Source organism: Aeromonas sp. 602396, assembly GCF_049173735.1.
In the GTDB taxonomy this organism is placed as follows: domain Bacteria; phylum Pseudomonadota; class Gammaproteobacteria; order Enterobacterales; family Aeromonadaceae; genus Aeromonas; species Aeromonas veronii_A.
On record NZ_JAAKSD010000003.1, the window covers coordinates 55,613 to 81,673 of the forward strand.

Below are 26,061 nucleotides of genomic sequence, written 5' to 3' on the forward strand. Positions count from 1 at the left end.
GGAAGCAAACAATCCGAATTGGAATCAAACAAGATGAACAATAAGAAAAGCTTACTGGCCGGCCTGATTGGACTGGCACTGCTGGCTGGCTGCAGTCAGGCACCGCAAGACTCCCCCAAACACTCCGGGCTGGCGCTGGCCAATATGGACCCCCAGGTCAAACCCGGCGATGACTTCTTCCGCTACGTCAATGGCAAGTGGCTCGCCACCGCCAAGATCCCCGACGATCGCCCCGCCGATGGCGCCTTCTACATGCTGCGGGACAAATCCCTCGCCGATGTGCGGGTGCTGGTCGAGGGGCTGGCCAAGCAGGAGGCCGCCACCGGCACGCCGACCCAGCAGATCCGCGATCTCTACGCCAGCTATCTGGATCAGGCAGGCCGTGACGCCAAGGGGCTCACCCCGCTGGCGCCGGCGCTGGCCGATATCGACCGGATCGGTGATCAGGCAGCACTGGCCCGTGCCTTTGCCCAGTCGGGCCGCATGGGCGGCGGCGCGCCGTTTGGCATCTGGATCGACGCCGATGCCAAGTCCCCCGACCGCTATGCGGTCTACCTCTATCAAGGTGGACTGGGGCTGCCGGATCGGGACTACTACCTCAAGCAGGATATCGAGAGTCAGGCCCTGCGCCAGAAGTACCAGCAGCATATCGCCGCCATGCTGAGCCGCCTCGGGGAATCTGACCCGAGCGGCAAGGCCAAACGGATTCTGGCCCTCGAAACCCGGCTCGCCACCATCCAGTGGGACAACGTCGCCCTGCGAGATCGGGAGAAGAACTACAACAAGCGCCCCGCCAGCGAACTGGCACGGCTCGCCCCCCACCTCGACTGGCAGGCCTATCTGAACGCCGCGGGCATTGCTTCCCAGCCGGAGCTCATTATCGGTCAGCCGACCTATCTGAGCGCGCTGGATCAGGTGATGGCCCAGACCCCCATCGCCGACTGGCAGGCCTACCTCAAGTGGCAACTGCTGACCGACTACGCCCCCTATCTCGACAGCGAGACCGACCGCGCCAACTTCGCCTTCTACGGCACCACATTGAGCGGCACGCCCAAGCAGCGCGCCAGCTGGGAGCGGGCGCTCGGGGTGCTGAACGATCATCTGGGTGAAGCGGTCGGCCAGCTCTATGTGGCCCGCTACTTCCCGCCAGCGGCCAAGGAGCGGATGGAGCAGCTGGTGGAGAACCTGCGCACCGCCTACGGCCAGAGCATCAAGGAGCTCGACTGGATGTCGCCCGAGACCAAGGCGCAGGCCCTCGAGAAGCTGGCCAAGTTCCGCCCCAAGATCGGCTACCCCGACAAGTGGAAGGATTACAGCGCCATCGCCATCAAACCGGATGATCTGGTGGGCAACCTGCAACGCTCGCAAGCCTTTGAATATGCAGACAGTCTGGCGCGCCTCGGCAAGCCGGTCGACCGGGACGAGTGGCACATGTCGCCGCAAACAGTGAACGCCTACTACAACCCGAGCAACAACGAGATCGTCTTCCCTGCGGCCATTTTGCAGCCCCCCTTCTTCGACATGACGGCGGATGACGCTGTCAACTACGGCGCCATCGGCGGGGTGATCGGCCACGAGATGGGCCACGGTTTTGATGATCAGGGGGCCAAATCCGACGGCGACGGCATGATGCGCGACTGGTGGACACCGCAAGATCTCAAGGAGTTCCGCTTCCGCACCAGCCGTCTGGTGGCCCAGTACAACCGCTTCGAGCCCATCAACGGCCAGTTCGTCAACGGCCAGTTTACCCTGGGGGAGAACATCGGTGATCTCGGTGGTCTCACCATCGCCCACAAGGCCTACGAGCTGTCGCTGGATGGCAAGGAGGCACCGGTGCTGGACGGCTTCACCGGCGAACAGCGCTTCTTCCTCGGCTGGGCGCAGGTGTGGAAGGGGATGTATCGCCCCGAGCTGATGCAGATGCTGCTGCGCTCCGACCCCCACTCGCCCCCCGAGTACCGGGTCAACGGCGTGGTGCCGAACATTCCCGCCTTCTACGAGGCATTCAACATCCAGCCGGGGGACAAGCTCTATCTGCCACCCCAGAAGCGGGTGAAGATCTGGTAACAGCATCAGGGCGGGCTCCCCGGGAGCCCGCCCTCAACAGACAGCAAGAGGTTGCAAGATGAACAGAGCATTGATCATGGCAGGGCTGCTGGCCCTGCCGCTGGCGGCGCAAGCACAAGCCGAAGAGGGATTTAACAAGCAACTGACCCTGCCCTCCGGGCAGGTGATCCGGGTGGCGCAGGGGGTCGGTGAACCTGCCTCCATCGGCAGCTATGACGTGCGACTCTATTCGGGTCAGAACGCCCAGTTTCCACTGGATGAGTTTCAGGATGGCAAGGTGATGGCTCGCAACGGCTTTATCCGGGAGCTGAAACTGGTCGATTTGAATGGCGACAAGCAGCCCGAGCTGGTGGTCATCATCGAGAGCGCCGGCAGCGGCAGCTATCAGGATGCCGATGCCTACACCGTCAGCCCGCAAGGGGAGCTGGAGATCTTCAATCAGGTCAAGGAGCTGGAGCCCAAAGAGGATGTGGTCAAGGCGCTCAAAAGCCCGCAAGACTAAGCCCTCTCCCCGAATCTGAAATATAAAAAGCCCTGATGATCAGGGCTTTGTTGTTTCTGCTGTTGGTACAAACAGCTCAGAGGCGGGTCGCCCGGATGGAGACCTGCGGCAGCGCCATCTCGTGCTGGGCAGCAACCAGTTGCAGCTCGTAGGCCCCCGCCAGCCAGGTCCGGGCCAGTACCGCATCCACGCTGGCGTTGGTAAGTTCGAACGCCGCTACCGGGGTACAACCGGCCAGCAGATTGGCCAGCATGGTGGCGCTCAGCAGATCCCCCACCCCGATGGGATGGCGGGCAAAAGGGTAGAGCGGGCGGGAAAGATGAAAGGTCCCCTCCTCGCACACCAGCAGCATCTCGAAGCGGTCCATGGCAAAACCGGCCTTGCCCAGATGCTTGACCATCACCAGCTTGACCCCTTGCGCGCGCAGCTGCTGGCACGCCTCGATGGCCTCCGGCACATTGCGGATATCGCGGCCGGTGAGCTGTTCCAGCTCCAGCAGATTGGGGGCCAGCATATCGGCGCAGGCCAGTGCCCGGTTTTTCAGAAAATCGGCGACGCCGGGTGCCACTATGCAGCCCTTGTCGGGGTGACCCATCACGGGGTCACAAAAGTAGAGGGCGGCCGGATTGATCGCCTTGAGCCGAGCCACCGCCGCCAGGATCTCCTCCCCCTGTTCGGCCGAGCCGAGGTAGCCGCTCAGCAGCGCATCGCACTCGGCCAGCACACCGATCTCCGCCAGGCCGTTTACCAGCTGACGGATATGGCCGCCGGGCATCACCATCCCCTGCCAGCCTTCACGGTATTGGGTGTGGTTGGAGAACTGCACCGTGTTCATCGGCCACACCTCGATCCCGAGGCGACGCATGGGAAAAACGGCGGCGCTGTTGCCGGCACAGCCAAAGACTACGTGGGATTGAATGGAGAGCACTCGCTTCATGGTTGGCGACTCACGCAATAAGAACAGGAATTCCGGAGGGAAAAACGGGCCTTGCGGCCCGTTGTTGTCACTTTCGACTGTTGTCACTGTCGATTAACGCAGCACCTTGACGGTGTAGCTGCCATCGGCCTGACGATAGAGGCCGTGGATGTCGGTCTCGAAGCCCGGGTAGTGGGCGCCGATCTCGCACAGCATCTCGAGGAACTCGAGCACCGGCAGAGAATCCTGGGTCACCATCTCGCCCGGCAGTACCAGCGGTACTCCCGGCGGGTACGGCAGGATCATGTTGGCGCTGATGCGGTCAACCATGTCACGCAACGGCACCTCTTCCAGATTGCCCGCCAGCTCTTGCTGCCATGCAGCATGCGGGGTCATCTTCATCTCCGGCAGCACGTCGAACGCCTTGAACATCAGCTCCGGCAGACGGTATTTGCAGGTCAGATCGTGGATGCTCTGGGCCAGCTCCTGAATGCGCATCCCTTCGTAGAAGCTAGGGTCTTCACGATAGAGGCTCGGCAGTATGTTCTTGATGGTCAGGTTCAGATCGTAACCACGCTTGAACTCGGTCAGGGCGCGCAGCAGCTGCATCGCCTTGGACTGATCGATACCGATGGAGAAAAGGAACAGCATGTTGTAAGGACCGGTCTTCTCGACCACGATGCCGCGCTCGTCCAGGAACTTGGAGACCAGTGAAGCAGGAATACCCTTCTCCAGCAGCTTGCCATCACGACCCATGCCCGGGGTTAGCAGGGTGACCTTGATCGGATCCAGGTACATGTGGTTGTCATCGATGTCCTTGAAACCGTGCCAGTCATCTTTCGGATCCAGCTTCCAACACTCGACGGTGTCGATGTTGTCCGGCTGCCATACGTCGAAGAACCAGCCTTCGCTCTGATCACGCAGACGCTTGATCTCTTTGCGGAAGGAGATGGCGCGATCGATGGAGTCCTTGATCAGACGCTTGCCGGTGTTGCCACGCATCATGGCAGCGGAGATCTCGGTCGATGCCACGATGCCGTACTGCGGCGAGGTAGATGTGTGCATCATGAAGGCTTCGTTGAAGGTCTCTTCCTCCACGTCACCCTTGATGTGGATCATCGAGGCCTGGGAGAAGGCCGCCAGCAGCTTGTGGGTGGACTGGGTTTCATAGAACACCTTGCCCGGCATCGCTTCGCCGCTCATGCCGCACTTGCCTTCGTAGATCGGGCTGAAGTTGGTGTAAGGCACCCAGGCACTGTCGAAGTGGATGTAAGGAGTATCCAGCGCTTCCTTGATGAAGCCGGTGTTGTAGAGCAGGCCATCATAGGTGGAGTTGGTGACGACGGCGTAACGGGGAGCCTGGGCACCCGGCGTCGCAGCGACTTTGGCAGCGATGGTGTCGCGGCTGAATTCGCTCTGCGGGATACCGCCCAGAATGCCGTAGGCGTTACGGGTCGGACGAAAGTAGATCGGGGTCACGTCGTTCATCATCATCAGGTGAGTGAGCGACTTGTGGCAGTTGCGGTCAACCAGCACAGTGCTGCCAGCCGGCGCGGAGAACATGCCGACGATCTTGTTGGCAGTGGAGGTGCCGTTGGTGACGATATAGGAGCGATCGGCGTTGAAGGTACGGGCGATGTACTCTTCGGCTTCCTTGTGCGGACCGGAGTGATCCAGCAGGGAGCCCAGCTCCGGCATGGAGATGGAGACGTCAGCCTTGAACGCGTTCGGGCCGTAGAAGTCATAGAAGATGCTGCCGGCCGGGCTCATCTGGAAGGCGGTACCGCCCATGTGACCCGGAGTACAGAAAGTGTATTTACCCTCTTCCACGTACTTGAACAGTGCCTTGGTGAACGGCGGCAGGATGGCGTCCTGATACTCCTGAGTGGCTTGACCCATCTTGAGGGCGATGTCATCGGCCATGCCGAGACGGTACTCGAAGAAGTGCACGTTCAGACGCAGGTCGGTCAGGTGAATATCGAGGGTGGACTGGTCGTTGGCGAAGGCGAAGATCGGCAGCTTCTCGTTGCGATCGTGGATCTCCTTGCACAGGCCCAGAGAGTATTTGTCCCAGTCGAAGATGGCGCCGCAAACACGGGGGTTCTTCTCAATCAGTTTCAGCAGGTCGGCGACGTCGACCGGATAAACAACCTCGAAACCCTTGCGCTCGAGGGAGGCTTGCAGCTGGCGAATGGGTTCTTCTTTAAAGAAAACGCCGAGGTGGTTGAGGATGGCAATGATATTCATCGTAATGCTCCACACGTAAAGGGGCGCTCTCCATCAGGGATGGTGAGTGAAGAGCGCTCGGAAGATAAAAGGGGAAATCAGTTGCTGGGTTGTTCGTTCAGCAGGGCATCGTGCTGACGCAGACCCAGTTTTTTGGCGTAGAACATCAGGATGATGAGCGACACCACGAAGGTAGCTGTGAGGTTGGAACCCTTGGCACCCATCAGGGCTACCAGACAGAAGACGCAGGCCACACCGGAGAAGATCATCGCGCCGATGCTGCGGGAGGTCATGCCCTCGAAGCGGATCAGGTTAATGCTGGAGTAGAAGTAGGGCAGCATGGTCAGCAGCACAGCATCTGTGGTCAGCACGTTGAAGAGATCGGCAGCATGAGCGGACTGGGAGGTGAAGGCGGTCAGGCCAACCATCAGGGCAGTCATCTTCAGGGAGCCCAGGATCAGACCCTTCTTGGCTACGCCGTTCTTGTCCACTTCGCCATAGATTTTCGGGAAGTTGCCGTCATTGGCGGCACGCTTGCCCGCCTCGCCCACCAGCATCATCCAGGAGCCCAGCGAGGTGAAGCAGGCCAGGGCGGTGAAGGCAGAGACAAACGGTGCAGACCAGCTACCGAAGATGGCGGAAGAGGCCATGGCAAACGGGGCGCCGGAGGCTGCCACTTCACCGGCCGGGAACATGCCGCTGATCACCTGGGTAGAGAGGATGTAGATAACACCGGCAATACCGGTACCCAGCATGGTAGCGAGCGGTACGGTGCGCTTGGGGTTCTTCACCATGCCGGAAGAGACGGCGGCAGATTCAACACCGACGAAGGACCAGAGGCAGATCAGCACGGCGCTGATGACCGCATGCAGGTCGCTACCGCTGGTGGTGTTCCAGTTCTGGCTGTAAACAGTGGCATCAAAATGACCCCAGCCCATCACCGCAGTACCGACAACCGGCAGCAGGATCAGCACCAGACCCAGAGTACAGAGTCGGCTCACCCAGCTACCGCCAAGCAGGTTGACGAAGGTGAAGATCCAGACGGCAGCGATGGTGGCTGCGGCGGCCGGAATGGGGCTGTTGAGAATGGGGAAGAAGACCGAGAGGTAGGAGACGCCGGTAATGGCGATGGCCAGGTTACCGATCCAGTTGGCATGGTAATAAAGCACACCGGTCTGGAAACCGAACACCGGAGAGATCTCGCCAGCGTAAGCAATGGGGCCACCCTCTTGCGGGTTCTTGGTAGCAAGGCGGGCGAAGACAAAGGCGAGGCCCATGGCGCCTACCAGACAGATTGCCCAGCTAAAGACAGAGATGGAGCCGATGGTGGCCAGTGCCGAAGGCAGCAGTGCGATACCGCTCCCCATCATGTTGCCGGCCACCACACCTGTACAGGCGATAAGGCCAATCTTCTTGCTCGTATCTAGGGACATAAGATCTCCGGTTCTATAAAAGGTCGGGTCGTCACATACACATTTGGCGGAACGCCCCGCCAAAGAATGGGCACAGACTAGGCCTCTCATCCCCGGAAAACATAAAGACCAGCTAACGGATAAAAATATGAGGCAACTTTTTTCGCCGCCTCGTCACTTTTGATAAAAACCATTTAAAAACAGTAAATTGACATCACATCACACAGCCTTCTTGATAAAACCTTGATATCCGGCCAACCCGTTTTTGTCCCTTGATAACTCCCTTATCTCGCCGTCTTGATATTTTTGGTCAGATAAACCCGGGATAAAGCAGCGCCCATTGCGCCCCCCTGCCCTTGCGGCCATTTGGAAGCCCTGCTGATCATCACCCTGAGTGGACACTCACCTCCTGTTCGCCCCTCAGCTCGGCTCATCACAATCCAAACTCAGAGGTAAAGCGCAACGGCGATAACCGGTAAGCAATGAGAAATGGGTCGAGACAGACAGCTTATCCCGCCGCCAACAACGAGCAGATGTCACAAGCTGCGCGCGGCGTGAAGCCGAACAAACGCGAGTGCAGCGAATGCCGCGGGCAAGACAAAGGCAAGTGGGGATAGTGGGGAGCGGCGGGGGATAAATCGGGCCACACCAGAGCAACTATCCCCGGTGACAAACAAGCAGGATTGAAACAAGCAGAAACAGCACAGGCCGCCCGAAGGCAGCCTGTGGATGGGGTCGGCAACCGCACCGACCGGGGGAAAACCAACACTACGGAGTTAGAAGAGCTTCACCTTGCTCTGGCCCAGCGCATTGAACAGGGCCGGGGTGAGGCTCTCCATATTGCTGTAGAAACCGAGCTGCTGGCAGAGCAGATAGGTCTGCTCGGTCGCCTCCATCAGGAAGGCCTGACTGTAGGCATCACCCGCCGCCTCGGGGCGACCGTCCAGCTCCGCCAGCTTGCCCTGCAGTATGTAATAGAGCACAGAGCGGCCGCGACTCGCCGCCTTCTCCAGCAGATAGTTGGCCTGCTGTTGCTGGCCGTTGAGGATCGCCTGCAGGGTCAACGCCTCCCACACCCGAGCAGGGAGAGCGCCGCTGTTTTGCACCACGCGGGCGAGATGGGTGCCAATCTCCTGCAGCCGCTCGCTCTCGGATTTGCCCGCAAGGGTGGCCAGCGCCTCGCCTGCCAGATAGCGCTCCGCCAGCAGCAGCGGCTGATCCGGATGGACAATCAGCGCCTGCTCCAGCAGATCAATCCCACGCTTGAGGGCGACCGGATCCCGGCTGTTGATGTAGTACTGCGCCTCCATCATCGCCATCAGGGAGGCATCATCGGTCGGCCAGCCCATCCCCGGCTCGGCATCGGGTTGGTCGAGGGCGCGCAGCAGATCCTGGCTGCTGGCCTGCAACACACCGTGCACACTGTGGCGACTGAGCTGGTACTGATGGCTGAACAGCACCCGGTTGGTATTGATATTGCGATACTCCAGATCGAGATAGGTGCCACGGGGCTGGCGGGTGACCCGCACACTCAGCTCCTTGCCGGGCATGATGCCCCCCATCAGAGTGGTGGCGCCGTACTGCACCCGCAGCGGCGTAGCCACGGCCACCTCCCCCATCAGGGCGCGGGTAATGCCATCGGCGAGGCGCACGTTCTCGTTGTTGTCATCCATGCCGGAGTGAAAGCGGAACACCAGCAGATTGGGATCCAGCATGGCATGCACCTGGGGGCTGGTGTGCTGGTAGCTGAGCATGCTGACAATGGCGATCAGCACGATGGCAACGAAGATATCGAAACTCACCATCTTCCAGCGGCTGCGAGCATCCTTGGCATGGGTGGAGATGGCGCGGGTCAGGGGCCCGGCGGGAAAAGGGGCGACATTGGGCTGTGCATCATCATCCTGCTCAGCCGCGGGCGGGCTCAGATCGGAGAGCGTCGGGTTGTCGGAGAGAGCGGTATTGACCGCGGGCACGGGTTGCTCGTCCGCCATCACCACGGAAACCACCTGCAGCGGCCGCACCGGTGCCACCAGCTTGTAGCCGCGCTTGGGTACGGTGACGATATAGTCGGTCGCATCGGTGCGACCATCTTTGAGGATCTTGCGCAGTTCGAAGATGGACTGGGTCACAACCTGATCGGTCACCTCGGCGCCATCCCACACCTCGTTGATCAGGGCATCGCGGCCAAACACGGTGCCGGCATTATGGGCCAGAAACCGCAACAGGTTGACCAGTCTGGGTTCGAGGTAGACCTCGCGGTCGGGGCGACACAGCATGTTGTCGTCAACGCTCAGGGTCCAGTCGTGGATCTCAAAAACCGATTCGCTCATGATTCACTCGCTGCAGATGGTGACAATGCACGATGAGAGAGACGCAAAACCCGGGCTGACTGAACGGAACAAGGCGCTATCACCACAGGTGACAGATAAAAAGAGAACCGAAGCAATCACATCTCTGAGAGTCAGTCTGGCCAGGCCATCCTGTTTACGTCTGAAGGGCATCCTTGCGGGCATTCCGACCACCGGGATCGGAAGGGATCACTTTAAGCAAAACGGGAGCTGGATCCCACTTTTTTTGGCTATAAATCGCCGTTGAGTTGATCCGACACCGCACTTTTCGGCAAATAGCGTGCCAACTAGTATTCATATGAACATCACATATACCGGAATCAAAAAGCCCTGAACATCAGGGCTTTCTCATTTCTTCGACTATCGGGGAGACGTTACTTCGCCAGCGGGAGCGCATCCTGCTGACGACTGCGGCGCAGATGACGCCGCCACAACGAGAAGCTGCCGTAGCCAAGACTGAGCACCACCGCATAGAGGACCTGAGTGGCGAGCGCCACCAGCACCAGGGCGCAGAGCAGCACGCTTATCCCTGCCAGCCCCTTGCCCACCCCGCCGAGCAGGCGCCAGCCCGCCGCCATGCAGAGCAGGTAGACCAGCACGAAGTTACCGTTGGCGTAGCGGATCAGCTCATCGAGGGGCAGTCGCAACCAGATGATAAGGGTGATGCAGAGCAGGCAGATAAGCAGTACCAGACCGAGCGCCCGCAGCGGCGCACCCCGAGCGGTAAGCACCGCCAGCGAGGGGGGCAGCTTGCCTTCACGCGCCATGCTCCAGATAAGCCTCGCAAAGCCCTGAATGTAGATGTTGATGCTGGCAAAGCAGGAGAGGTAGCCAAGCACCGCCACCAGCCACTTGGCGGTGGGGCCTAACAGCAGGGAGAGCAGGGCCGGAATGGCGGTGGCGTTGGTCGCCTCATCGCCGTAGAGGCCGTATTTGAGCACCACCAGCGAGTGGATCCAGTAGATAAGCCCCGCCAGCAGCACCCCGCCGAGCAGGGCGATGGGGTAGTCCCGCTCCGGCCGCTTGAACTCCTCCCCCATGTGGGCGAAGGCTTCCAGCCCGACGAAACACCAGAACATCACCGCCAGCGCGGTGGCCATAGGGGGCCACTCATCCGCGCTCGGCAGCGGCCGGGCCGCATCGCGCCAGCTCACCTCTCCCTTGAACCAGATCAGCAGGGTGAGCCCCAGAATAGCCAGAGCTATCAACAGTTGCAGGTTGCCGGAGGAGCGCGCCCCGCGCAGCCCCAGCAGGAATACCCCGAGCAGGGTCAGCAGCTGGATGGCCCAGAGGGTCCACTCCCCCATCTCGAACAGGGCGTGCCAGAAACCGGCGGCAATCATCAGGGCTGCGGGCAGCCCCACCGGCAGCACAGCCAGGAAGAGGAAGGCGGAGAAACGCTCGGCGCCGTTGCCAAAGGCGAGGCCAATCAGGTGCGGCGCGCCGCCCGCATGGGGATAGCGACGACCGAGGCGAGCGAAGGTAAAGGCGATGGGCAGCACCAGCGCAATCAGCAGCAACCAGGCCCAGAGCGAGGCCCCCCCCGCCAGCGAGGCGGCAGTCGCCGGTACCACGAAGATCCCGGTGCCAAGCAGCGAGGTGGCGAGCAGCCCCATCCCCTGCCAGAGCCCGAGATCCTTTTTCAACCCAGACATATCCTTTTGTCCCGACTAGAAAAACATCCCGCCATGTTAGGCCTGCTCCGCCCCTTTGTTAAGCACGATGGTTAATCGCGGCTGCGAGAATATGCAGCCTTTTATTCGGGCTCGGGCCCAGCTTGCAGGGATTCGGCCAGAAAATCCCCCAACAGGGTGATCTTGAGTACCTGCCGCCGCGCCGCCGGATAGATGAAGTAGAGGGTCTTGGCCGGGCTCTGATAGTGGCCAAGCAGCGGCAGCAGACGCCCCGCAGCGATATGGTCACGCACCTGTTCGGCCGGCTGCAAGGTGATGCCAGCCCCCGAGAGCGCCGCCGTCAACAAGGCTGGCCAGTGATTGATGCGCAGGCGCGAGGCGACCCGCACCTCCTCGCTCTGGCCATCCTCACCGACAAACTGCCAGCGCTCGTGCTCGCCCCAGTTGCCGTGCAGACACTGGTGGCGAGCGAGATCGGCCGGATGACGGGGCACGCCGTGGCGATTGAGGTAGTCGGGGGCCGCGCAGAGGCGGTAGTGCTGGGTCAGCAGCGGACGGGCGATCAGCGCCTCATCCTGCGGGCGCAGGGTGCGGATGGCGGCGTCGAACCCCTCCTCCACCAGATCGACCCAGCGCGGGGTGAGCTGCAGATCCAGATCCAGCTTGGGGTAGCGGTCGAGAAAAGCGGGCAGCAGCGGCACCAGCCGGTGGTGGCCAAAGCTGAGGGGAGCGGCGATGCGCAGCCGTCCGGCCGGCTCGGCCAGCAGGTTCTGGGTGAGCGACTCGGTCAGTGCCAGCTCCTCCAGCACCCGCTGGCAGCGAGCCAAAAACAGCTGGCCCAGCTCGGTGAGAGTCTGCTGGCGGGTGGTCTTGTGAAACAGCTTGCCCCCCAGCCACTGCTCCAGCCCCAGCACATGCTTGCCCACCATCTGGGCGCTGATCCCCTCTTCGCTCGCCACCGCGCTGTAGGAGCCGAGATCCACTACCCGGGTGAAGATTCGCATGCTGGTCAATCGGTCCACAACCCCTCCTTTTTGCCCGTTTCAAGGCCGTTTGTCCCGCGACAGGGCCCCTATTCACAACCAAAAGTTTAGTAATAAATGGATTTTAGCCAATTTATTCAACTTTTAGTTACCAATACAGTGATGCCGTCCCTCCCCCACAGGATAAATTCCCATGAAAAGCACCTATCTGGCCGCATTACTGGTCGGTCTGCTGGCCAGCGGCGCCAGTCAGGCTGCCGAGAGCAGCTTTATCAGCAACCACGATCATGCCCCTGCCTCAGCAACTCAAGCCCGGCCCGATATCTTTCGGGTCAGCCTGCTCGGCACCGGCACTCCGGTACCCCAGATCAGTCGTGGCGGTTACAGCACTCTGGTCGAGGCGGGCAACCAGAAGCTGGTGTTCGATTTTGGCCGCAACTCCGCCACTCGCCTGTGGCAGCTGCATATCCCCATCGGCCGGGTCAACGCCTTCTTCCTCACCCACTTTCACTCCGACCACACCAACGGGCTGGCGGATCTCTGGCTGACCGGCTGGCTGCAACCGGCCTATGGCCAGCGCCACGCGCCGATGGAACTCTACGGCCCCAAAGGCACCACAGCTCTCGCCCGTGGCTTGCAGCAGGCCTACGCCACCGACATCGCCACCCGGGTCAAGGATGAGGGTACGCCGCTGGATGGGGTGGAGATCAACAGCCACGAGGTTACCGCCGGGGTGGTCTACAACCATGACGGGGTCAAGGTAACCGCCTTTGACAACGACCACGGGGTCAACATCAAGCCGTCATTCGGCTATCGCATCGACTATCACGGCCATAGCGTGGTGCTCTCCGGCGATACCCGCTACAGCCCCGAAGTGGTGAAGCAGGCCAAAGGGGCCGATCTGCTGGTGCACTGCGTCTCCATGACCTCTGCCGAGCAGATGAAGGCCAACCCCGGCTACAAGGCGATCGCCGGTCACCTCGCCTCCCCTGAGCAGGCGGCCCGGGTAATGAACGAAGCCAAACCGGCGCTGACCGTGTTCAGCCATATCGGCCTCAACGGCAAGATCAGGGTCAAAGATCTGGCGCAGGATCTGCGCGCCCGCTACTCGGGCCCCTTTGTCATCGGCAACGACCTGATGCAGATTGATCTGCCTACCACGGCCTCCGGCAAGGGCTATGCCCTCTGGCAGTCGGAAAATATCGACAATGCCCAATCCTGAATCCCGGCCATAAAAAAGCCGCCTCTTGCGAGGCGGCTTCTTCATTCAACTTGGTAACCGGAGTTATCAGGCAATCAGCTTGTAGATGATACCGGACATGGCGATCAGGCCGATGATGGTCACGAAGCCGTTGCTGATGTTGCCAGCGTATTTGCGCATGGCCGGAACCTTGGTGATGGCGTACATCGGCATCAGGAACAGCAGCATTGCGATGATCGGGCCGCCCAGGTCTTCAATCATGCCGAGGATGCTCGGGTTGATGGTAGCAATGGCCCAGGTGGTCAGGATCATGAACACGGCAGTGACTTTGTTCAGCTGCTTGGTGTCAACGTTCTTGCCCTTCTCGCGCAGCGCCTTGGCCATCAGGCCGTTCATGCCCTCTTGCGCCCCCAGGTAGTGACCCAGGAAGGATTTACTGATGGCAACCATGGCGATCAGCGGAGCCACAGTACCGATAACCGGGTTATCGAAGTGGTTGGCCAGGTAGGACAGGATGGAGATGTTCTGTTCTTTGGCAGCAGCCAGGTCAGCCGGGGAGAGGCTCAGTACGCAGCTGAATACGAAGAACATAACGGTCATCACCATCATGACGTGGGCGCCCAGCAGGATGTTGCTGCACTTCTTCTCGGCACCTTCACCGTAACGACCTTTGTTGTCCACCGCGAAGGAGGAGATGATCGGGGAGTGGTTGAAGGAGAACACCATTACCGGGATAGCCAGCCACAGGGTCTTGATGAAGTCACCGTTGAAGGCGTCGGACAGGGCCGGAGCTTCAGTGATGATGGCACCGTTCCAGTGCGGGATCAGGTAGAACGCCAGACCCATCAGGGTGAGCACGAACGGGAATACCAGCACGCTCATCGCTTTGACGATAACCTGGCCGCCCAGACGAACAACCGCCATCAGACCGAGGATCAGGGCTAGTGACAGAACGGCACGGGGAGGTGCAGACATGCCCAGCTGGTGAACAATCACGCTCTCGACGGTGTTGGTGATGGCGACTGAATACATCAGCACGATCGGGTAGATGGCAAAGAAGTAGAGCAGGGTGATGAATTTGCCTGCGGTCTTGCCGAAGTGCTCTTCTACTACTTCAGTGATGTCGCCATCACGGGTAGAGCCGGACAGCACGAAGCGGGTCAGACCACGGTGAGCAAAGAAAGTCAGCGGCAGCGCCAGGATCAACATGGCAACCAGCGGCCACAGGCCACCTACACCGGCGTTGATTGGCAGGAAGAGCACACCGGCACCGATCGCGGTACCGTACAGACCCAGCATCCAGACCACATCGGCCTTGTTGACGCCGCGGGAGGTGTTGCTGGCTAAACGACCATCAGCTGCAATATTCATGTCAGACATACGTTGTTCCTGTCATCTAGGAAAATGGGATTCTTGTTTGGTCGGGCCTTGGCCCGGTTCCATCTCCCTGGAACGCCTGCTGTCCGTCCTTGATATTAACCTCTCGCCCCCCGGCAACCTGGCCATCACTCCTTGTGACAACAGGATTGCAACAAACAACAGTGCGAGATTTTGACCCTGAGGGTCGGCGCCCGTCTCACTTAACAACCGATTAACGTGCGCCACTCTTGATGGGCTGACTTTAATTAAATGCCCTTATTAATCACAGCGTTTTTTTGAATTAATCAACCAAAGTTTGATTTTGGTCGCCTTTCGGACGACCAAGATCACACTCAAAGCGCCTTATTGTAAGTTTTTTTTAACAATTCAACTTAGTTTCACTGGAATCAATGGCCTGCGAGCAGCTACATATTTGCAACAAGCCACCCGTTTAGCGCGGATTGTGTGCAGCACGGCCTTGGCGTACCCTTGTGACTCACGCCTTTTTGTTGATTGATGATGACCATTACCCGTACCGATCTCGCCGAACTGGCAGTGTTTGCCGCCGTCGCCCGTCACCGCAGTTTCAGCAAGGCCGCCCTCGAACTCGGGGTCTCCGCCTCTGCCCTCAGCCACAGCCTGAAGGGGTTGGAAGCAAGGCTGGGGGTGCGGCTGCTCAACCGCAGTACCCGCGCCGTGGTGCCGACCGAAGCGGGCCAGCGGCTGCTCAAGCAACTGCTCCCCACCCTCAATACCCTGGAAGAGGCGCTTTGCGAGCTGGCCCGCAACAGCGATGAACCGGTGGGTCGACTCAAGCTCTGCGCCCCCCGCGGCGCCATCGACAGCCTGCTGGCACCTGTGCTGATCGACTATCTGGCCCGTTATCCGCGGATGCAGGTGGAGGTAGTGGAGCAGGAGCTGATGCCCCGGCTGATTGAAGATGGTTACGATGCCGCGCTCTTTTATGGCGATCTGCTGCCCAAGGAGATGATCGGCATCCCCCTCGGCCCACCCCAGCGTTATCTGGTGGTGGGCTCCCCGGCCTATCTGGCGGAGCACGGTACGCCGGAGCACCCGAGCGAGCTGAGCCGCCACGCCTGCATCGGCTATCGCCTCACCCCGCACCACCACTATCGCTGGGCCTTTGCCGCCGATGGCACCATGCTGGAGATCGAAGTGACCGGGCCGCTCACCACCAGCACCCCGGCCCTCTATCTGGGCGCCGCCGAGGCGGGGCTGGGGCTCGCCTACTGTCTGGAAGAGGAGGTAAGCCAGAAGGTCGCGGAGGGGAAACTGCTCACCGTGCTGGAGCCCTGGTGCCCCACCTTTGCCGGCTTCTATCTCTTCTATCCCAGTCGGCATCAGCTGGGCAGCGGCCTGCGCATCCTGATCGACATGCTCAAGGCCCACTACCAAAACCCCGGATTAGTGAGTAATACTCAGCAATTCATCAAGTGAAACCCTAATTATCACCAAATAAGTATTAATCTAGACTAGCTGTTCGATAATCGAACTCCCCGAGAGAACAGATATGTCTGCCTATTTAACACTGCGGCAAAGGGCCATGACCCGTCGCTTCTGGGCTTACGCCCTCCCCTCCATTCTTGCCATGCTGGTCTCGGGGGCCTACTACCTCATCGACGGCATCTTCGTCGGCCACTATGTCGGTGCCGCTGGCCTCGCCGGGATCAACCTGGTCTATCCGGTCATCATGGTGCTGATCGGCCTGGCCGCCATGATCAGCATGGGGGCGGCCACCGCCATCTCCTTCCAGCAAGGGGCGAAAAACGACACGCTGGCCCGTCAGGCACTGGTCAACGCCCTCTGGCTGCTGGCCGGTCTCGGGGTAGTTGCGCCGGTGCTGCTCTATTACACCCACACCGATATCCTGCTGGGACTGGGGATTGAACAGGGCACCGAGACCTGGAAACAGGCGAGTGACTACCTCACCTGGATTGGCGGCGGTACCCTGCTGCTGGCCAGCAATCTGGCGGTCCCCTATCTGCTGCGCAACGATGGCCGCCCGAAACTGGCCATGGTGCTGGTGAGCAGCGGCGCCGTGCTCAATATCATCCTCAACTACATCATGGTGGGTCGGCTGGGGCTGGGATTGATCGGTACCGCGCAGGCCACCCTGATGGCAGAGGGTGCGGTGAGCCTGATCGGCCTTGGCTACTTCTTTACCCCCTGGGCGCGGCTGCGCCTCAGCTGGCGGGATCTGGTGCCCAACCTTCCCGCCATGCCGCACCTGCTCTTTACCGGCCTGCCGAGCCTGATTGCCCAGTTCAACCTCGGCCTGCTGCTGATGCTGCACAACAGCCAGCTGATGGTGTATGGCAATGTGAAGGATCTGGCGGGCTTTACCGTGGCCGGTTACACCGAAGCGGTCTTTATCGTCATTCTGCAGGGGCTGGCGTTCGGCATTCAGCCGCTCATCAGCAAGGCGGCGGGGGCCAAGCGCCATCGCAACCTCAAGTACCTGATGGAGATGGGGCTCAAGTTCACCTTTATCTACGGCATGCTAGTGTGGCTCACCATCCAGCTGCTGCCGGGACAGGTCGCCATGCTCTATACCGGCGACAAGGATCCCGAGCTGCTGGCCGCTGCCATCAGCAGCCTGATCCTCAACCTCGGCGCCATTCCGCTGGAGGGGATCATCATGTTCGGCATCGTGCTGCTGCAATCCATGGCGCGTACCCGTCAGGCGCTGGTCATCTCCATCGCCAAAACCGTGTTGCTGCTGCCGCTCATCTTCCTGCTGCCGCAACTGTGGGGTCGTGATGGGGTGCTGATGGCCCAGCCCGCCACCGTGCTGCTGCTCACCCTGCCGCTCTGCTGGCTGCTGTGGCGCGAGTGGCTGCGCCTGAAAATGGCCTGCGCGCCAAAAGCCAAACAGCGCCCACAACCGGCCCGCGCACGCGCCGCCGTCCAGCTGGCCCGTTAAGGCCACCAATCCCGCAAAACAATAAAAAACCGACATCCATTGATGCCGGTTTTTGCTATATGGGCGGGTCTGCCTGCTCTTACACAGGGATTCAGGCCAACACCGCTGCCACACTTATGCCAATACTTCTGGCCTGAGCTGGGCCATCAGCCCCGGGTTGTCGGAGTAATCCACCGGGATCGCCACCACAGCTGGCCCCTCCACTGCCAGCGCGGCCCGCAGAGTGGCGCGCAGCTCGTCGGCCGAACGCACCGCGAAACCGGCCGCCCCGAACGATTCGGCATAGCGTTTGAAGTCGATGGGGCCAAAAGAGACGCCGGAGGTGCGGCAATACTTCTGCTGCTCCTGCATCGCGACCATGTTGTAGCCGTTATCGACCCAGATGATGTGAACGATATTGCTCTTGAGCCGCACCGCCGTCTCCAGCTCCATGCTCGACTGCATAAAGCTGCCATCCCCCGATACCGAGATCACCTTCTCACCCGGCCGCACCAGCGCCGCACCGATGGCCCACGGCAGTGCCACCCCCATGGTCTGCTGACCATTGGAGATCAGCACCTGACGGGCGCGGAAGCTGTAGAGGTAGCGGGCAATCCAGATATGGAAGCTGCCCATGTCGACGCAGAGTGTCATGTCGTCGCGCACCAGATCCTGCAGCTCGCGCACGATACGCAAGGGGTGAACCGGATTGCCGTGCAGATCGTCGGCCCGCATCGCCAGTCGCAGTCGCTGCTGGCGTACCCCTTGCAGCAGCCGATCCACCTCGGGGGGACGGATTTTCGGATTGCCCATGATGCGGGTCAGCTGCAACAGGTTGGCGCGGATCGACCCCACCAGCTCGGCGGTCGGGCAGTAGCTGCTGTCGATATCGGCAGGCAGTACGTCGATATGGAGGATGCGCCGCTCCCTGTCGCCATTCCACAGCACGGGGTCGTACTCGATGGGGCTGTAGCCGATGCAGATCACCAGATCGGCCCCTGCCAGCAGCTGATCCCCAGGCTGGTTGTTAAAGAGCCCCACCCGTCCGGCAAAGTCATCGAAGTGGCAGCTGTCCACCACCCCCGCAGCCTGATAGGTACCGGTCACCGGCAGCCGCGCCTTGTCGAGGAAGGCACGCACTGCCTCGGCATTTTCCGGCCGGCTGGCCATCAGGCCGAGCAGTACCACCGGATTCTCGGCGTTGCGCAGCAGGGTCAATGCCTGCTCCATATTCTGCTCATCGGCGCAGCCCGGCTCCGGCACCTCGTGGGGCACCAGCACATTTCCCTGCACCGGCTTGTTGATGATATCCATCGGCAGGCTGACAAAGGCCGCCCCCGGCCGTCCCAGCTCGGCGGCGCGAAAGGCGTTGGCCATCACTTCCGAGATTGCCGCCCCGCTGTTGACCTGGGCGCTGAACTTGGTGACCGGACGGCAGAGGTTGACCGTATCCATGCTCTGATGAGTGAGTTTGAGGCCATCGGCACGGCGCACCGCACCGCCCAGCGCCACCATGGGGTCCCCCTCCGAGGTGGCAGTCGCCAACCCGGTAATGAGGTTGGAGCAGCCGGGGCCCGAGGTGACCAGCGCCACCCCCGCCTTGCCGGTGAGACGCCCCACGGCGGCCGCCATAAAGGCGGCGTTCGCCTCGTGGCGCACCACTATGGTCTCGATAGGGGAGTCCTCCAGCGCATCGAACACCCGGTCAATCTTGGCGCCGGGAATACCGAACACCTGCTTGACCTCTTGCGCCTCCAGATGACGAACCACCAGCTCGGCACCGCACTTCCACTGTCTGTTTTCCATGATATTGCTCCTTGTCTATCAGCCTTCGGCGGCCTGAATGGCGCGATCGATATCGGCAGGGTTGAGGTCGGCCTGCCGGAAAGCGGGATCCGATGGCAGGGCCAGATTGAGGTGACGCACCACAGAAAGTCGCAGGGTGCCGTGGGCCATGGTGTAGTCGAGCAGATGGCCACCCCCCTTGCGATCGGCGGTGATCATGTGCTCGTGAAAGCCCGCTACATTGACCCCCTGCACGAACGGCGGGCAGCGAAAGCCCACCAGGGTTCCCGCCACCGCGGCAAAGCGGAACAGCGGTTGCTGTTCGATGGCTTCCAGCATGGGGCGATAGGGGGGCTCCTGACGCGGCACGGTACGTACCTTAGCCGTCTCAAACTGGCCGTCGAGGCGCAGGGCGACGAAGACGTTGTCAGAGCCCACCAGCCGATCCACCCACTGGTGGATCTCGTCACGGCTCAGGGGATGGTCGAAGCGACGCTCCAGACAGGGGCGAAAATGGGTCATCACCGCAAAGGGGGTCTTCTGACCGGCGCGGGCGGGCCGGGCCGAGCCATCGGAGCGCAACTGGTGGATCTGCCGCTCGAAGGCGATTAGCTCGCCATCGAGGTGGTTGAAGGTGCCGAGGCCAAAGTCGCCGTGGCGCAGCAGCTCGCTCATGGTGGTCTCCCCTTCGTAGACCCCCGCCAGCAGGGCGCTCATCAGGGAACTCTGGTAGATCTCGCCACCGTCATGCTGCCTGCGCCAGCGGGAAAACTGCTGGCTCACTTCGAGGGCACAGCTGCACCCGGCACTGTCAGATGTTGCAATATGTTCCATTCGGGTTTCACCTCCACCGTGAATCCTGTTAGCGTTCGGATCCAATGGTGACTTGGTTCACATTTCAACACCAATACGCTGATCCCATGACTTTGAGACTCAATCGATATGGAACTTCGTACGCTCCGCTACTTCATGGCCGTTGTTGAAAAGCAGAATTTCACCCGCGCAGCCGAATCACTCAACATGGCCCAGCCGCCGCTGAGCCAGCAGATCCGCAAGCTGGAAGAGACCCTGGGCACCCCGCTGCTGCGCCGTTTGACCCGCAGTGTCGAGCTGACCGAGGCGGGCGAGAGCCTCTATCGGGATGCGGCGCAGATCCTGGCGCTGGCCGATGCGGCAAAACTGAAGGTAAAGCGGATTGCCCGGGGCGAGCAGGGGGCACTGCGGATCGGCTTTGCCGGGTCCACCGTGCTCCACCCCGCGGTGCTGACCCTGCTGCACGACTATCGGGAGCGCTACCCCGAGGTGGCCCTCAGCCCGCAGGAGGGCACCATGCCGGCATTGGTGGAGGCGCTACGCAACGATCGGCTGGATGCGGCCATCTTGCGGCTCCCCTGCCGCGGTAGCGAGGGCTTTGCCCACCACCTTATCGAGCAGGAGCCGCTGCTGATCGCCCTGCCGACCAGCCATCCCAAGGCCAAGCCGGGCCCCTTGCCACTGGCCAGCCTGAAGGACGAGAGTTTTATTCTGTTTCCCCACGCCATCGGGCCCGGGCTCTATGACGGCATCGTGGGTCTCTGCCGGGAGGCGGGGTTCGAGCCTATATTGGGGCCCGAATGCCCGCAGGTGATCTCTACCGTCGGCATGGTGCAGGCGGGCTTTGGCGTGACTCTGGTGCCCAGCTCGGTGGCGGCGCTGCGCCCGCTCGGGGTCAGTTATCACCCCATTGAGGGCAACGGCATGATGACCAGCATCAGTCTGGCAACACGGCCACACCCAAGCAGTGCCGTGCTGCGGCACTTTATCGCCCAGATCCGTGCCGCCCAGATACAACAAGGCCTCCAGAAGGAGGCCCTGTTGAACAAGCTTGAACCGGTTTGATGGCCAGCTTGCCTGATGCGACGGCTTATTTGACGGTACTGCTTATTTGACAGTCACGCGGGCAAACTTGCGCTTGCCGACCTGATAGACGGCGGTACCGGCACCGATGAGTGCCTTGCCATCTTCCAGCTTCTCGCCATCAACCTTGACCGCACCCTGCTTGATCATCCGCAGCGCTTCGGAGGTGGTGGCCACCAGATCGGCCTCTTTCAGCAGGTTGGCAATGGCCAGACCTTCGCCTTCCAGAGCCAGCTCGACTTCCGGCATTTCGTCCGGAATGGCGTTCTTGGAGAAACGCTGGGTGAAATCTTCGTGGGCCGCTTCGGCCGCCGCTTCGTCGTGATAACGGGCGATGATCTCTTTGGCCAGCCAGATCTTCACGTCGCGCGGGTTGAGAGTACCGGCAGCGATGCCTGCCTTGAACTCTTCAATTTCGGCCAGCGGACGGAAGGAGAGCAGCTCGTAGTAGTTCCACATCAGATCGTCGGTGATGGACATGATCTTGCCGAACATCTCGCCCGGAGCGTCGTGGACGCCGATGTAGTTGCCTGCGGACTTGGACATCTTCTTGACGCCATCCAGACCCACCAGCAGCGGCATCATCAGCACGCACTGGGTCGCCATGCCGGCATCTTTTTGCAGCTCGCGGCCCATCAGCAGGTTGAACTTCTGGTCGGTACCACCCAGCTCGACATCCGCCTTCAGCGCGACCGAGTCATAGCCTTGCAGCAGCGGATAGAGGAATTCGTGAATCGCGATGGATTGGCCGCCGGTGTAGCGCTTTTTGAAGTCGTCACGCTCCATCATGCGGGCCACGGTCTGCTTGGCCGCCAGCTTGATCATGCCGGTCGCACCCAGCTCGCTCAGCCAGGTCGAGTTGTACTCGATGCGGGTCTTGGCCGGGTCGAGGATCTTGAACGCCTGCTCCGCATAGGTGAGGGCGTTATGCTTGATAGCCTCTTCGGAGAGCGGCGGACGGGTGGCGTTCTTGCCGGAGGGATCTCCCACCATGGCAGTGAAGTCACCGATCAGCAGGATCACTTCATGGCCCAGATCCTGGAAGGTCTTCAGCTTGTTGAGGATCACGGTATGACCCAGGTGAATGTCGGGGGCGGTCGGGTCCATGCCCAACTTGATGCGCAGCGGGCGCCCTTCCTTCAACTTGGCGACAAGTTCTTCTTCAACCAGAATTTCTTCCGCTCCGCGCTTGATCTCGGCTAGCGCCACCTCGAGCTGGGACATTTTTTGACTCTCCATCACGATTCCACAGGGCCAAACATATTACTGGAATGGCGGGCCAATTGGAAAGGCTGTAAAATCCGTCCATTCTGCCCGACTTCATCTGCTTCTCATGGTTATTTGGCACGCCTTCAACGCACTCCCCCACTGGCACCGCAAGATGGTGCTGATCTTGAGCATCATGATCATGATGCTGGCTGCCTGGCCAAGCGAACAGGCGGTGGCAACACGAGTCGATGAAAACGGCAACGAAATTGCCCTGCGGGAACCGGCCAACGACAACGCGCTAAACAACGAGCTGCCAGCCGAGGCCGCCCAGCCCGTTACCCCGCCCAAGCCGCGCTATATCACCAAGCAGGTGAAGGTGCGCCGTGGCGACAACATGGGGGTGATCTTCCAGCGCATTGGCCTGAGCACCACGGATCTGCACCTGATCGACCAGCTCGAGGGCAGCGATCCCCTGCGGATGCTGCAACCGGGGCAGGAGCTCACCTTCAAGCTCACCGAAAACGGCGAGCTGCACAGCCTCTATTACCCCCACAGTCTGGAGCAGGCGCTCAAGGTGAGCCGCAAGGAGGAGACCTTCGTCGCCCGCAGCGTCAAGATCGCCCTCGACACCCGTGAACAGGTGACCAAGGGGGAGATCCGCTCCAGCTTCTGGAGCTCCGCCGTCGAGGCGGGCATGACCGAGGATCAGATCATGGACTTGGCCGCCATCTTCGGCTGGGACATCGACTTTGCGCAGGACTTGCAGCCGGGGGACAGCTTCCGGGTGGTCTACGAGGACAAGTTCCGCGATGACGAGCGGGTTGCCTCCGGCGATATTCTGGCCGCCGAATTCGTCAACCAGGGCACTGCCTACCGCGCCGTGCTCAATGAAGATGGCAACTACTACACCCCGGAAGGCAAAGCGATGCGCAAGAGCTTCCTGCGCGCGCCGGTCAACTTCAAATACATCAGCTCCAACTTCAACCCGCGCCGCCTCCATCCGGTGACCGGCAAGATCCGCCCCCACAACGGCATCGACTATGTGGCGCCGGTGGGCACCCCCATCATGGCGGCAGGCTCCGGCAACGTGGTGGCGGCGGGTTACAACCAGTTCAACGGCAACTACGTCTTTATCAAACATGCCGGCAACTATGTGACCAAGTACCTGCACCTCTCCAAGCGCACCGTCAACAAGGGGCAGCGGGTCAAGCAGGGGCAGACCATCGGTCTGTTGGGTGGCACCGGTCGCGTCACCGGCCCCCATCTGCACTACGAGTTCGTGGTGGGCGGCGTACACAAAAACCCGCGCACCCTCAATCTGCCGCAGGCGGAGTCCCTGAGCGGACGCGAGCTGGCCAACTTCAGAAAACTGGCGACACCGCAACTGGCCAAGCTCGACAGCCCCGAGCTGCAGCTGGCCCAGAACAAGCGGGAGAGTCGCGGCAACTAAAGCCTTCAGGGCTGGCGGGGGAGCGGCCCCGTTAGCCCTTTTATTTTGCCTGCGCATGGCTCTGCGCCATGCTGCATCGGTGTCGGGAAGCGGACTATCCCGACCAGCGAGTGAGGAGAGCCAATGGCTGAACGCTATATCGGATTGATGTCAGGCACCAGCATGGACGGCATCGACGCTGTACTGGTGGTGATCGACGGGGATCAACTGCGGGTCGAGGCGGCCCTCAGCCACCCCTGGCCCACCGCCGACGAGCTGCATGAGCTCTGCACCCCGAGCGACAACGAGATCGATCGGATGGGGGTGGCCGACAATCTGGTGGCGCGCGAATTTGCCGCCGCCACCCACGCCCTGCTGGCCAAGACGGGCCTCACGCCCGCCGATATTCGCGCCATTGGCAGTCACGGCCAGACCATCCGCCATCGCCCCCAGCTTGGCTTTACCCTGCAGATCGGCAACGCGGCCCTGCTGGCGGCGCTGACCGGCATCGATGTCATCGCCGACTTTCGCACCATGGACATGGCCCTCGGCGGTCAGGGGGCGCCGCTGGTGCCCGCCTTCCATCAGGCCTTCTTTGCCCGCCCCGGCGCCCTGCGGGTAGTATTGAACCTCGGCGGCATCGCCAATATCTCGGTGCTGCCGGGCCATGCCAACGGGGTCTATGGCTTCGATACCGGCCCGGCCAACACCCTGCTCGACGGCTGGTATCGCCGCCATCACCCCAAGGGGGCCGGTTACGATGCCGGCGGCCAGTGGGCAGCCAGCGGCCAGCTCATCCCCGAACTGCTGGAGCAGCTCTTGGCTCACCCCTACTTCGCCGCCCCCCATCCCAAGAGCACCGGACGGGAGATGTTCACCCTCGATTGGCTCGATGGTGAGCTGGCTGGCCGCCCCTATGCTCCGGCGGATGTGCAGCGCACCCTGCAGGCGCTCACCTGCCACAGCATCGCCCGCCAGCTGCCTGCGACTCCCGAGGCGTTCGGGGCCAGCCAACCCAAGACCGAGCTCTTTGTCTGCGGCGGCGGCGCCCATAACGCCCCGCTGCTGAGCGAATTGGCCGGCCTGCTGCCCGGCTGGCGCATCGCCAGCACTGCCGAACTGGGCATTGCGCCCGACTGGATGGAAGGCGCAGCCTTTGCCTGGCTGGCGGAGCGCTTTATCAAGCACAAACCCGGCAACCTGCCCGCCGTCACCGGCGCCAGCCGTCCGGCTGTGTTGGGTGCTCTCTACCCCGCACCCTAGATATCCCCCAGATATGCAAATGACGACAGCACCGATATGGGGCTGTCGTCATGTCACATCATGAACAGTGGCACTTTGGCCAACACCCGTTGTTACATGGCATTGGTGGACTCAAAAATTTTGTCGGCGGACGCTTCGACAAAGCCCGGATAGAGCACGCCATCTGGCTGCGGGTAGCGCAGGGCGAACTCGTAGAAGCAGCTCGGGATGGTACGCACCCCATCGCTGAACGGCACCTCTGCTTTGTCAGCCATGGTGGAGGATTGCTCCAGCATCACCTGCGGATCCCCTTTCACCTCGCCACCCACGCTGTTGAGCACAAAACCCGCCGCCTTCAGCGCCGCATTGACCTGATGGATGGTGTCGAAATCCTTCAACTTGTTGATATTGACCGTGAAGTGGTTGGCACGATAACCCCAGGCTGCCATCCAGGCCGCATACTCGCTCTCCGCCAGCAGAGTCTGATAATCGGCATAGGAGACCTGCCAGGGGGCGCCGGTGTAGAGAAATGCCGGGGTATCGGTCAGATGATCAGGCACCTGATCGGCCAGCTTGTGGATGATGGCCTGGGCAGCCGAAGAGAGCTCTTCCACCTTCAGCTCACTGATAAACACCTTGGGAGCGTCCGGATCCTGATGCTCGAAGTGCTTGGCGTAGAGCTTCTTGGCCTTGAAGACGTACTCGCCCTTCTGCTCGTAACCGAGCGCGAGAAAGTGGGCGGCCAGCTTCTCCAGCCCCAGCTTGGGCAGGTTGTAGGTACGAAACGCCACGTGATCGTTGACGATGGGCTCGCCGCCACCCAGCAGGGTGTGCACCTTGAGGGCGCTCGGGGTCACCTTGATGTAGTTGTCCCACAGATGGCTGAACAGGGTGTCGATATCCTTTTGCATCTCTCTTTCCTTTGATTG

19 protein-coding genes are annotated in these 26,061 nt (G+C 61.1%); 8 read left to right on the plus strand and 11 right to left on the minus strand.

The features are described from left to right. Window positions 1-33: 33 nt before the first annotated feature. Entirely contained in the window at window positions 34-2,067 is a 2,034-nt protein-coding gene (locus tag G5229_RS05805; RefSeq protein WP_421208776.1) for a M13 family metallopeptidase, read from the plus strand. Between the two features lie 58 nt (window positions 2,068-2,125). After that, window positions 2,126-2,569, plus strand: coding sequence for a PliI family lysozyme inhibitor of I-type lysozyme (locus tag G5229_RS05810; protein WP_421208777.1), 444 nt, complete (start codon window positions 2,126-2,128; stop codon window positions 2,567-2,569). Between the two features lie 76 nt (window positions 2,570-2,645). Here G5229_RS05810 and pdxY read toward each other — a convergent pair whose 3' ends face one another. The 6 genes from pdxY to G5229_RS05840 all read right to left on the minus strand — a co-directional run bounded on the left by pdxY (window position 2,646) and on the right by G5229_RS05840 (window position 12,127). Beyond that, window positions 2,646-3,506 (minus strand): pyridoxal kinase PdxY, encoded by an 861-nt coding sequence (pdxY, locus tag G5229_RS05815; RefSeq protein ID WP_047435702.1) that lies wholly within the window; start codon window positions 3,504-3,506, stop codon window positions 2,646-2,648. A 93-nt stretch (window positions 3,507-3,599) separates the two neighbouring features. Further along, window positions 3,600-5,732: a lysine decarboxylase CadA gene (locus tag G5229_RS05820; protein WP_150997088.1), complete on the minus strand. Its 2,133-nt coding sequence runs from the start codon at window positions 5,730-5,732 to the stop codon at window positions 3,600-3,602. A gap of 77 nt (window positions 5,733-5,809) precedes the next feature. Next, window positions 5,810-7,144: a cadaverine/lysine antiporter gene (cadB, locus tag G5229_RS05825; RefSeq protein ID WP_100646560.1), complete on the minus strand. Its 1,335-nt coding sequence runs from the start codon at window positions 7,142-7,144 to the stop codon at window positions 5,810-5,812. A 755-nt stretch (window positions 7,145-7,899) separates the two neighbouring features. Then, a complete protein-coding gene (cadC, locus tag G5229_RS05830) occupies window positions 7,900-9,453 on the minus strand; it encodes a lysine decarboxylation/transport transcriptional activator CadC (RefSeq protein WP_216949495.1) in 1,554 nt (517 codons plus the stop codon). A 392-nt stretch (window positions 9,454-9,845) separates the two neighbouring features. Continuing rightward, window positions 9,846-11,126, minus strand: a complete 1,281-nt coding sequence (yjeH, locus tag G5229_RS05835; RefSeq protein WP_216949496.1) for an L-methionine/branched-chain amino acid transporter — start codon at window positions 11,124-11,126, stop codon at window positions 9,846-9,848. Window positions 11,127-11,227: 101 nt separating this feature from the next. After that, window positions 11,228-12,127: a LysR family transcriptional regulator gene (locus G5229_RS05840; RefSeq protein ID WP_216949497.1), complete on the minus strand. Its 900-nt coding sequence runs from the start codon at window positions 12,125-12,127 to the stop codon at window positions 11,228-11,230. A 154-nt stretch (window positions 12,128-12,281) separates the two neighbouring features. Between G5229_RS05840 and G5229_RS05845 the strand changes: the two genes are divergently transcribed. Further along, complete coding sequence (locus tag G5229_RS05845) at window positions 12,282-13,310, plus strand: MBL fold metallo-hydrolase (RefSeq protein ID WP_216949498.1); 1,029 nt, start codon at window positions 12,282-12,284, stop codon at window positions 13,308-13,310. A gap of 66 nt (window positions 13,311-13,376) precedes the next feature. Here G5229_RS05845 and G5229_RS05850 read toward each other — a convergent pair whose 3' ends face one another. Beyond that, window positions 13,377-14,669, minus strand: a complete 1,293-nt coding sequence (locus G5229_RS05850) for an HAAAP family serine/threonine permease (RefSeq protein WP_005338498.1) — start codon at window positions 14,667-14,669, stop codon at window positions 13,377-13,379. A gap of 498 nt (window positions 14,670-15,167) precedes the next feature. Between G5229_RS05850 and G5229_RS05855 the strand changes: the two genes are divergently transcribed. Together G5229_RS05855 and G5229_RS05860 are read left to right on the plus strand one after the other, a co-directional pair. Next, complete coding sequence (locus G5229_RS05855; RefSeq protein WP_042055187.1) at window positions 15,168-16,106, plus strand: LysR family transcriptional regulator; 939 nt, start codon at window positions 15,168-15,170, stop codon at window positions 16,104-16,106. Between the two features lie 73 nt (window positions 16,107-16,179). After that, a complete protein-coding gene (locus tag G5229_RS05860) occupies window positions 16,180-17,592 on the plus strand; it encodes an MATE family efflux transporter (RefSeq protein ID WP_421208778.1) in 1,413 nt (470 codons plus the stop codon). Window positions 17,593-17,706: 114 nt separating this feature from the next. Here G5229_RS05860 and alsS read toward each other — a convergent pair whose 3' ends face one another. After that, the gene (gene alsS, locus G5229_RS05865; RefSeq protein ID WP_421208779.1) at window positions 17,707-19,377 is read right to left on the minus strand and encodes an acetolactate synthase AlsS; all 1,671 of its coding nucleotides are present in this window, start codon (window positions 19,375-19,377) and stop codon (window positions 17,707-17,709) included. Between the two features lie 18 nt (window positions 19,378-19,395). Then, entirely contained in the window at window positions 19,396-20,190 is a 795-nt protein-coding gene (gene budA, locus G5229_RS05870) for an acetolactate decarboxylase (RefSeq protein ID WP_421208780.1), read from the minus strand. 108 nt (window positions 20,191-20,298) lie between these two features. On the opposite strand from budA, the gene G5229_RS05875 reads away from it, so the two are divergent. Beyond that, on the plus strand, window positions 20,299-21,234 hold the full coding sequence (locus tag G5229_RS05875; protein ID WP_421205194.1) for a LysR family transcriptional regulator: 936 nt from the start codon (window positions 20,299-20,301) through the stop codon (window positions 21,232-21,234). A gap of 42 nt (window positions 21,235-21,276) precedes the next feature. On the opposite strand, the gene tyrS is transcribed toward G5229_RS05875, so the two are convergent. Beyond that, the gene (gene tyrS / locus G5229_RS05880) at window positions 21,277-22,476 is read right to left on the minus strand and encodes a tyrosine--tRNA ligase (protein WP_019445249.1); all 1,200 of its coding nucleotides are present in this window, start codon (window positions 22,474-22,476) and stop codon (window positions 21,277-21,279) included. A gap of 109 nt (window positions 22,477-22,585) precedes the next feature. On the opposite strand from tyrS, the gene G5229_RS05885 reads away from it, so the two are divergent. Next, window positions 22,586-23,911 (plus strand): peptidoglycan DD-metalloendopeptidase family protein, encoded by a 1,326-nt coding sequence (locus G5229_RS05885; protein WP_421208781.1) that lies wholly within the window; start codon window positions 22,586-22,588, stop codon window positions 23,909-23,911. A gap of 123 nt (window positions 23,912-24,034) precedes the next feature. Further along, window positions 24,035-25,153: an anhydro-N-acetylmuramic acid kinase gene (locus G5229_RS05890; protein ID WP_421208782.1), complete on the plus strand. Its 1,119-nt coding sequence runs from the start codon at window positions 24,035-24,037 to the stop codon at window positions 25,151-25,153. A 92-nt stretch (window positions 25,154-25,245) separates the two neighbouring features. On the opposite strand, the gene G5229_RS05895 is transcribed toward G5229_RS05890, so the two are convergent. Further along, window positions 25,246-26,043: a DUF1338 domain-containing protein gene (locus G5229_RS05895; RefSeq protein ID WP_421208783.1), complete on the minus strand. Its 798-nt coding sequence runs from the start codon at window positions 26,041-26,043 to the stop codon at window positions 25,246-25,248. Window positions 26,044-26,061: the final 18 nt, after the last annotated feature.

Coding starts and splice junctions, on each gene's coding strand:
- yjeH (WP_216949496.1), bottom strand. CDS start 11,126: ATGTCTGGGTTGAAAAAGGATCTCGGGCTCTGGCAGGGGATGGGGCTG.
- G5229_RS05875 (WP_421205194.1), top strand. CDS start 20,299: ATGGAACTTCGTACGCTCCGCTACTTCATGGCCGTTGTTGAAAAGCAG.
- cadB (WP_100646560.1), bottom strand. CDS start 7,144: ATGTCCCTAGATACGAGCAAGAAGATTGGCCTTATCGCCTGTACAGGT.
- G5229_RS05845 (WP_216949498.1), top strand. CDS start 12,282: ATGAAAAGCACCTATCTGGCCGCATTACTGGTCGGTCTGCTGGCCAGC.
- tyrS (WP_019445249.1), bottom strand. CDS start 22,476: ATGTCCCAGCTCGAGGTGGCGCTAGCCGAGATCAAGCGCGGAGCGGAA.
- alsS (WP_421208779.1), bottom strand. CDS start 19,377: ATGGAAAACAGACAGTGGAAGTGCGGTGCCGAGCTGGTGGTTCGTCAT.
- G5229_RS05850 (WP_005338498.1), bottom strand. CDS start 14,669: ATGTCTGACATGAATATTGCAGCTGATGGTCGTTTAGCCAGCAACACC.
- G5229_RS05895 (WP_421208783.1), bottom strand. CDS start 26,043: ATGCAAAAGGATATCGACACCCTGTTCAGCCATCTGTGGGACAACTAC.
- G5229_RS05810 (WP_421208777.1), top strand. CDS start 2,126: ATGAACAGAGCATTGATCATGGCAGGGCTGCTGGCCCTGCCGCTGGCG.
- pdxY (WP_047435702.1), bottom strand. CDS start 3,506: ATGAAGCGAGTGCTCTCCATTCAATCCCACGTAGTCTTTGGCTGTGCC.
- budA (WP_421208780.1), bottom strand. CDS start 20,190: ATGGAACATATTGCAACATCTGACAGTGCCGGGTGCAGCTGTGCCCTC.
- cadC (WP_216949495.1), bottom strand. CDS start 9,453: ATGAGCGAATCGGTTTTTGAGATCCACGACTGGACCCTGAGCGTTGAC.
- G5229_RS05860 (WP_421208778.1), top strand. CDS start 16,180: ATGTCTGCCTATTTAACACTGCGGCAAAGGGCCATGACCCGTCGCTTC.
- G5229_RS05820 (WP_150997088.1), bottom strand. CDS start 5,732: ATGAATATCATTGCCATCCTCAACCACCTCGGCGTTTTCTTTAAAGAA.
- G5229_RS05855 (WP_042055187.1), top strand. CDS start 15,168: ATGACCATTACCCGTACCGATCTCGCCGAACTGGCAGTGTTTGCCGCC.
- G5229_RS05805 (WP_421208776.1), top strand. CDS start 34: ATGAACAATAAGAAAAGCTTACTGGCCGGCCTGATTGGACTGGCACTG.
- G5229_RS05885 (WP_421208781.1), top strand. CDS start 22,586: ATGGTTATTTGGCACGCCTTCAACGCACTCCCCCACTGGCACCGCAAG.
- G5229_RS05890 (WP_421208782.1), top strand. CDS start 24,035: ATGGCTGAACGCTATATCGGATTGATGTCAGGCACCAGCATGGACGGC.